Source organism: Chitinophaga sp. (genome assembly GCF_036566945.1).
Classification (GTDB): Bacteria; Bacteroidota; Bacteroidia; order Chitinophagales; family Chitinophagaceae; genus Chitinophaga.
This window is the reverse complement of sequence record NZ_DATCVJ010000874.1, coordinates 1-7543: the sequence shown is the minus strand read 5'-3', so window position 1 is coordinate 7543 and position 7543 is coordinate 1. Positions and strand designations below refer to the sequence as shown.

8 protein-coding genes are annotated in these 7543 nt (G+C 47.7%); 7 read left to right on the top strand and 1 reads right to left on the bottom strand.

Annotated features, from left to right (window positions below; translation table 11 throughout):
• From VIP81_RS26440 to VIP81_RS26420, 5 genes are all read left to right on the top strand, one after another.
• Positions 1-291: glycoside hydrolase family 88 protein (locus VIP81_RS26440; RefSeq protein ID WP_331968356.1), on the top strand; the 291-nt coding region annotated here is incomplete at its 5' end.
• 4 nt (positions 292-295) lie between these two features.
• The gene (locus VIP81_RS26435) at positions 296-1759 is read left to right on the top strand and encodes a tagaturonate reductase (RefSeq protein ID WP_331968353.1); all 1464 of its coding nucleotides are present in this window, start codon (positions 296-298) and stop codon (positions 1757-1759) included.
• A gap of 20 nt (positions 1760-1779) precedes the next feature.
• Positions 1780-3435 (top strand): altronate dehydratase family protein, encoded by a 1656-nt coding sequence (locus VIP81_RS26430; protein ID WP_331968350.1) that lies wholly within the window; start codon positions 1780-1782, stop codon positions 3433-3435.
• Between the two features lie 18 nt (positions 3436-3453).
• Positions 3454-4857, top strand: a complete 1404-nt coding sequence (gene uxaC, locus VIP81_RS26425) for a glucuronate isomerase (RefSeq protein ID WP_331968343.1) — start codon at positions 3454-3456, stop codon at positions 4855-4857.
• Positions 4858-5169: 312 nt separating this feature from the next.
• Positions 5170-5694, top strand: a complete 525-nt coding sequence (locus VIP81_RS26420; RefSeq protein ID WP_331968340.1) for a DinB family protein — start codon at positions 5170-5172, stop codon at positions 5692-5694.
• Positions 5695-5696: 2 nt separating this feature from the next.
• Here the strand turns inward: VIP81_RS26420 and VIP81_RS26415 are convergent, their stop codons facing one another.
• On the bottom strand, positions 5697-6668 hold the full coding sequence (locus VIP81_RS26415; RefSeq protein WP_331968337.1) for a GlxA family transcriptional regulator: 972 nt from the start codon (positions 6666-6668) through the stop codon (positions 5697-5699).
• A 142-nt stretch (positions 6669-6810) separates the two neighbouring features.
• Between VIP81_RS26415 and VIP81_RS26410 the strand changes: the two genes are divergently transcribed.
• Entirely contained in the window at positions 6811-7305 is a 495-nt protein-coding gene (locus tag VIP81_RS26410) for a DinB family protein (RefSeq protein WP_331968334.1), read from the top strand.
• A gap of 16 nt (positions 7306-7321) precedes the next feature.
• Positions 7322-7534, top strand: a complete 213-nt coding sequence (locus tag VIP81_RS26405) for a hypothetical protein (protein ID WP_331968331.1) — start codon at positions 7322-7324, stop codon at positions 7532-7534.
• Positions 7535-7543: the final 9 nt, after the last annotated feature.

The window sequence follows — 7543 nt, the reverse complement described above, 5'->3', positions numbered from 1 at the left end:
ATGTTCGTATATGCGTTGGCGAAAGGTATCCGCTTAGGTTATCTTCCTATAGCTTACAAACAGGTGGCCACAAAAGGCTATGCCGGTATTTTAAAACAGTTTATCCGGAAAAATAATACGGGAGATATCACCCTCGGTGGTACTGTCAGCGTAGCGGGCCTGGGAGGCGAACCTTACCGGGATGGCAGCTACGAATATTATCTCAGTGAAAAGGTGGTCGACAACGATCCGAAAGGCGTAGGGGCGTACCTGTTAGCCGCCAATGAAATGGAAATGATGATTAAAAAATAATGGCATGAAACTATCTAAAGAGACACTGTCCCGTTTACACGAGAGCGACACCTTACAGCTGCCCGCCAGCAACTGCTTCGACCTGCCGGAAAAAGTCCTGCAGTTCGGCACCGGCGTATTACTGAGAGGTTTGCCCGATGCTTTCATTGACAAAGCCAATAAAGAAGGGCATTTCAATGGCCGGATTGTGGTGGTGAAATCGACAGACAAAGGCAGCACTGCTGCTTTTGATGAACAGGATAACCTGTATACACAATGTGTCAGGGGCATTGAAGGAGGTCGCAAGGTTTCCGTCGATATTATCAATGCATCTATCAGCAGGGTGTTGAACGCCGCCTCCCAATGGGAACAGATCCTGGCATGTGCCACCGATCCCCAGATGGAGATCGTGATTTCCAATACCACTGAAGTGGGGATTGCATATGTGGCAGAAAGTATTCATGCTGCTCCTCCGGCTTCCTTTCCGGCCAAGCTGCTGGCCTTTTTATACCAGCGGTATCTTCATTTCAACGGAGATGGAACAAAAGGTATGGTGATTATTCCTACAGAGTTGATCCCGGATAATGGCCATCGGCTAAAAGAAATCCTGTTGCGGTTGAGTGCTTTTAATGAACTCGGCGCCGCCTTCACCGACTGGCTGGAACGCAGCAATGACTTTTGTAGCTCATTGGTAGATTGTATTGTACCGGGAGCCGCAGCGCTTACACCGGGGTATGACGACGACCTGATGATCATGACAGAAGTATACCGGCTATGGGCCATTGAAACTAATAGCGAACGCGTAAAACAACGCTTGTCTTTCAGTGAATCCGATGCCGGCGTGGTACTCTCTCCGGATATCAACGTATTCCGGGAACTAAAACTACGCCTGCTCAATGGTACACATACCCTCAGCTGCGGACTGGCTTTCCTGGCCGGTCTGGATACCGTGAAGGCTGCTATGAATCACGAGCCAATGGCCACCTATATGGAAGCGCTGATGATGCAGGAAATTATTCCCGCTATAACGGATAAGCATATACGTCCTGATGCCGCCATCCGTTTTGCAAGCGCCGTACTGGACCGCTTTCGCAATCCTTACATAGAACATCGCTGGTTAAGTATCTGCACCCAGTACACGTCCAAATTGAAGATGCGGGTATTGCCGGTATTGTTACATTATCACGAACGCACCGAACAGGTGCCGGCCCTCATTTCGCTGGGCTTTGCCGCACACCTGTTGTTCATGCGTGGTGACGCTACTTACAGTATCACCGACGAATATGCCGGCTGGTACCAGGAACAATGGCAGCAGCATACACCCGAAACACTGGCACAAATTACACTCAGTAACACCGCCGTGTGGGGCCAGGACCTCACCACTATTCCCGGTTTTACGCAACTGGTAACCGTCATGCTGAAGGCATTACTGACAGAAGGCCCCGCAGTTTATCTCAATCGCATCGCCACAGAAATAACGATATCATAGACTTTTTTAAGGAGATAGGTATGAAGCAGAAAGTATTAAAAGTGCATCCACAAGACAATGTGTTGGTAGCACTGCAAGACCTGGAAAAGGCAGATACAGTGCAGTATAACGGCGCTGTATACACGATGCAGGAAAAGATTCCTGCCAAACATAAATTTGCCGCCACCACCTTCGACAAGGGCGATGCCCTGATTATGTACGGAGTATTGGTAGGACGTGCACAAACAACCATTACAGCAGGCAGCAGAATTGCGGTGGAAAATGTACACCACGCTGCCAACGGATTTGAACTGGCTGCACAACGGAGAACAGCATGGCAGGCGCCTGATATCTCCCGATGGCAGCAAAAAACATTTAATGGGTACCACCGGGAAAACGGCAGTGTAGGTACGGCCAATTACTGGCTGGTGATACCATTGGTATTTTGTGAAAACAGAAATGTGGAAGTGCTGAAAGAAGCGCTGTTAACAGAACTGGGTTATAGCCGTCCGGGAAAATATGCGGCCTTCACCCGCTCGCTGGTAGCACAGCAACAGGCAGGTGCGGATGCAGCGCGCATCCTGGAAACCATATACACCGAAGATGCATCCTCGCCCGGAAATGCCCGCATCTTTGAAAATGTGGATGGCATTAAGTTCCTTACGCATGATGGCGGCTGCGGTGGCATCCGGCAGGATGCACAGACACTCTGTGGCCTGCTGGCGGGCTATATTACCCATGCTAACGTGGCCGGTGCTACGGTGTTGAGCCTGGGTTGCCAGAATGCACAAATCAGCATGTTGCAGGAAGAAATCAGCAAGCGCGATCCACATTTTACCAAGCCACTGTATATCCTGGATCAGCAGCAAACCGGCGCGGAAAGTCTGCTGATCACACAAGCTATCCGGCAAACTTTTGCCGGACTGATGATCGCCAATCAATGTACACGGCAACCCGCGCCGCTGAGTAAACTTTGCATAGGACTGGAATGCGGAGGCTCTGATGGGTTCTCCGGCATCTCTGCCAATCCGGCCATCGGTTACACTTCCGATCTGCTCGTGGCTTTGGGCGGTTCCGTAGTGTTGGCCGAATTCCCGGAATTATGCGGGGTGGAGCAGGAGATGAGCGATCGTTGCTGTGAGGTGGCAGATGCCACGCGCTTTATTAGCCTCATGCGCACTTATGCGCAACGTGCAGAAGAAGCAGGCTCCGGATTTGATATGAATCCATCTCCCGGAAATATTAAAGATGGCCTCATTACCGATGCCATCAAATCTGCCGGCGCCGCTAAAAAAGGAGGTACCTCACCGGTAGTAGCGGTATTGGATTATCCGGAAAAAGTACAACAGGCAGGACTCAATTTATTATGCACGCCCGGCAATGATGTGGAGTCTACCACCGCAGAAGTAGGCAGCGGCGCTAATATCGTACTGTTTACCACCGGCCTGGGAACGCCTACCGGCAACCCGATTGCGCCCGTGATCAAACTGTCGAGCAATACGAAATTATACCAGCGCATGCAGGATATTATCGATATCAACACCGGTACTATTATAGATGGAGAAGAAACCATCACCGCTGCAGGAGAACGTATACTCGACTACGTTATACAGGTGGCCAGCGGAACGCTGACCGCAAAATCCGTGATAAACGGGCAGGATGATTTTATTCCCTGGAAAAGAGGAGTGTCATTGTAAGGCTTAAAAATTATGTAGATGAGAAAAAAGTTCATGGATGAAAATTTTCTCCTGAATAGCGATGCCGCGGAAAAATTATATCATCATTACGCAAAGGATATGCCTGTCATCGATTACCACTGCCACCTGCCGCCTGCGCAGATAGCAGCTGATACACGGTTTCAGAATATTACACAGGCATGGCTATACGGGGATCATTATAAATGGCGCGCCATGCGCACTAATGGTGTGCCGGAAAGTTATTGTACAGGAGAAAAAACCGACTGGGAGAAGTTTGAGAAGTGGGCCGCTACTGTGCCGCAAACATTGCGCAACCCCCTTTATCATTGGACACACCTGGAATTGCAACGCTACTTCGGTATTACTGAACTCCTGCATCCGGCCTCGGCGTCTTCTATTTACGATACCTGCAACCAACTGTTGCAAACACCCGAATACAGTGTCCGTCATCTTTTGCGCAGCTGCAACGTAGCACTGGTTTGTACCACCGACGATCCGGCAGATGATCTCCAATATCACCGGCAAATAAAAGCGGATGGCTTTGAAATACCGGTCATCCCGGCTTTTCGCCCGGACCAGGCCATGAACGTAGATGATCCGCAGGTATACAATGCTTATCTACAAAAACTGGAACAGGCAGGCAACCGTAACATCAATACCTATGATGACCTGCTGCAGGCCCTGAAAGAAAGGCACGACTTCTTTGCGGCCCATGGTTGCAAAGTTTCTGATCATGGCATCGAGGAAATATATGCGGAAGATTTTACAGCGACAGATATCCAACAGATTTTTCTGAAAATACGGGCGGGCAAATCATTGACTCTGTCCGAAATAAGACAGTTTAAATCCGCCCTGCTGCTGGAGCTGGCCATGATGGACTGGGAAAAAGGATGGGTACAGCAATACCATCTTGGCGCGTTAAGGAATAACAATTCCCGTATGATGCGCCTGTTGGGACCGGACACCGGCTGGGATTCTATCGGTGACTTTTCACAGGCAAGGGCGCTGGCAAAATTCCTCGATAAACTGGATAGCCAGGATAAGCTCACCAAAACCATCATATACAACCTGAACCCGGCCGATAATGAACTCATGGCCACCATGACCGGCAACTTCAACGATGGTTCTATCGCCGGCAAGGTGCAATTCGGAGCCGCCTGGTGGTTCCTGGATCAAAAGGAAGGCATGACTAAGCAATTGAATGCCCTGTCGAATATGGGGCTTATTTCCCGCTTTGTGGGCATGCTTACGGATTCCCGGAGCTTCCTTTCCTATCCCCGGCATGAATATTTCCGGCGCCTGCTCTGCGATCTTTTCGGGGACGAAATAGAACGCGGCGAAATACCGGATGACATGGCGCTGGTAGGAGGGATGATACAGGATATTTGTTACCGGAATGCGAAGGCTTACTTTGGCTGGTGAGCGGAGGGGAGCGCCTGCGGCGCTTGTCTTGATCAGGATTAGATTGATTTTGATGATTTTGATGATTTTGATTTTTCAGATAGTGGTCGCATATTTTTATAGCAGCTTTAAAAACAGAGATAGAGATCTGCATAAAAAAGGGAAAAATCATCAAAATCATCAAAATCAATCTAATCCTGAGAAAGACAAAGGCCGAAGGCCTTCCCCTTCGCTGCATTTTTCCCTTCGCTAAAACTTTTTTTGAGGGCTGCTGACATAGGGTTGTCACAGCCCCTTGTTTTCTTTGTAGCGTAAACAAAAAAATACAGCTTTATGGAAAACAACACTTTAACGGCAACCGCACCAACCACACATGTATTCCTGACCCCGCAACAACTCCTGGCCCATTGGCAGGGACATCGCGATCTGACCCGCAGGTTGGTAGAGAAGTTTCCGGCCGATAAACTGTTTACCTACAGTGTTGGCGGCATGCGCCCTTTATCAGTGCTGGCCATGGAAGTACTGGGTATTGCTTCTGCTGGCGTACATGGTTTTGCTACGGATGGCGACTGGAAAACCATGGAAGAATTATTGGGACATACCGGTTTGACCAATCCTGCCAATAAAGAAGAATTATTACAGTTGTGGGATGTGGTAACGGAGCAGATCAACGACTACTGGCCTAAAATAGCCGGGTTGGATTTCCAAAAACACATGAAGGCGTTCAATCAGTATGATGGTACAATCAGCAGTCTCCTGTTATACTTTATTGACAACGAAATTCATCACCGTGGACAAGGGTATGTGTATCTCCGCACCCTGGATATTGAACCACCTTTTTTCTGGGATAGACACTAGTCTTATCTCGCCGCATTAAACTTCTCCCGGTATTCAGAAGGTGTCATTCCTACGGTTTTGCGGAAGACCTTTCTGAATGCTTTGGGGTCGTTGTAGCCGGAGTTAAAAATCACTTCCATCATTTGTTGCCCCGTTTGTTCGAGTAATTTTTTGGCGGCTTCAATACGGGTGAGCTGCAGGTATTCGATAGGTGTTACACCGGTTACCTGCTTAAATCTTCTGACAATATTTCTGCGGCTGGAAGGAATGTCTTTGATCATTTCTTCAATGGTACCAACATCCTGATAACTGGTTTCAATCTTTTGCTGGGCAGAGGCCACGAGGTCGTCATGATGATTACGGGCAGGCTGGAACGTGCTGAAATAAGATTGTTTATCCCGGCCCATATCGATCGCAAATATTTTGGCTGTTCTTACCGCAATTTCAATACCGCAGTGTATTTCCAGCAAATGCAGCAGCAGGTGGAAGGTAGAAGTAGCGCCTCCACTGGTATAAATACCGGAATCGTGGGTAACAGTTTTATCAGACAACAGGTTTACTGCCGGAAATGCGCTCACAAAATCTCTGCAGGCATCTACATGGGTAGTGGCAATTTTTCCATCCAGCAAACCGGAAGCACCGAGCAAAAAAGCGCCGGTACAAAAGCTCGCCAACTCTGCGCCGCTTTTGTATTGTTGTCTTAACCACGGCAGGTAGTCGCGGTTTTCGGTGATAGATTGCTTCAGATCATCGGTGGTAAAAGAAGGTACCAGCACCAGGTTAAAAGCAGTGGTAACATCTATTCCCTGCGAAGCGTAATCAGGAAAAGCAGCGGCCAGGTGTGCGGTGTCTTCTGTGCAAATAAGTGTAATGGTAAATGGTGTTGACTGTCCGTTTTTATAGTAAATCTTATTGACGGTATCAAGCACGTCTGTGATGGCTGCAAGGCTTAGGAGCTTGTAGTGGCGAATAAGCAGGATCCCTATCTTGATCATATGGTTTTCAATTTAGCGTTAACGGCGCAAACATAACGTTTTTGTCGCAAATACCCCCTAAGATTGGCGATATCAGCATCATCCATTCAGGAGATTATCGACTATCTTACAACAAGTTTGAATACCTAAAAATAATAAGAATATGGAAACTGCAAGCAACAGGATGCTGGGCATTCTTTCACTGTTTGATCTGCAAACAGGACTTTTCCCGAAAGCGCTGTTTGGATTATCTGATTCAGAAGCGCACAAGCGCCTCGATACAAAAGCCAATCACGTTGCCTGGCTCGCAGGTAGCCTGGTACAACAACGGTTTGATCTGGCCGGATTTTTAAAAGTGGAAAAAAAATCATCTTCCGATGAATTGTTTAAACACAATCAGGGGATTAAAGATGATGTAACTTATCCTTCGCTGGATGTATATCAAAAAGACTGGACAGAAATTACGCCGTTGCTCAGAACTGCTTTGGTAAACGCCACCGATGAACAGCTGGATAGTATGCTGAATTTTCCGGAAATGAAAATGTCTTTCCCACTTTGGGAAATGGTCACCTTCTCTATATACCGCGAAGCCAATTGTATAGGACAGATAGCCTTATGGAGGCGACTATTGGGGCATCCCGGTATCAACTATATGTAATCTAAATTTTTTCGGAATGGTAGAAGTCTTTGTAACAAATGTAAAACGGGTAGCCGCTGCAAAAGAAATTGTAGCTTTGCTGCGCGAAAATTTCCCGGATAGTAAAATAAATTTTGACCTGGAAGATCGGGATAAAGTATTGAGGATAGAAGGAACGGATTTTCAGCCGGGGAAAGTAATGATGCTGGTCAATGAAACAGGATTTTATTGCCAGATAATGGAAGATTAAAGCATCCGG

What these genes read in the sequence shown, in the direction of transcription:
- VIP81_RS26435 (WP_331968353.1), top strand. Translation starts at nt 296, where the DNA reads ATGAAACTATCTAAAGAGACACTGTCCCGTTTACACGAGAGCGACACC.
- VIP81_RS26430 (WP_331968350.1), top strand. Translation starts at nt 1,780, where the DNA reads ATGAAGCAGAAAGTATTAAAAGTGCATCCACAAGACAATGTGTTGGTA.
- uxaC (WP_331968343.1), top strand. Translation starts at nt 3,454, where the DNA reads ATGAGAAAAAAGTTCATGGATGAAAATTTTCTCCTGAATAGCGATGCC.
- VIP81_RS26420 (WP_331968340.1), top strand. Translation starts at nt 5,170, where the DNA reads ATGGAAAACAACACTTTAACGGCAACCGCACCAACCACACATGTATTC.
- VIP81_RS26415 (WP_331968337.1), bottom strand. Translation starts at nt 6,668, where the DNA reads ATGATCAAGATAGGGATCCTGCTTATTCGCCACTACAAGCTCCTAAGC.
- VIP81_RS26410 (WP_331968334.1), top strand. Translation starts at nt 6,811, where the DNA reads ATGGAAACTGCAAGCAACAGGATGCTGGGCATTCTTTCACTGTTTGAT.
- VIP81_RS26405 (WP_331968331.1), top strand. Translation starts at nt 7,322, where the DNA reads ATGGTAGAAGTCTTTGTAACAAATGTAAAACGGGTAGCCGCTGCAAAA.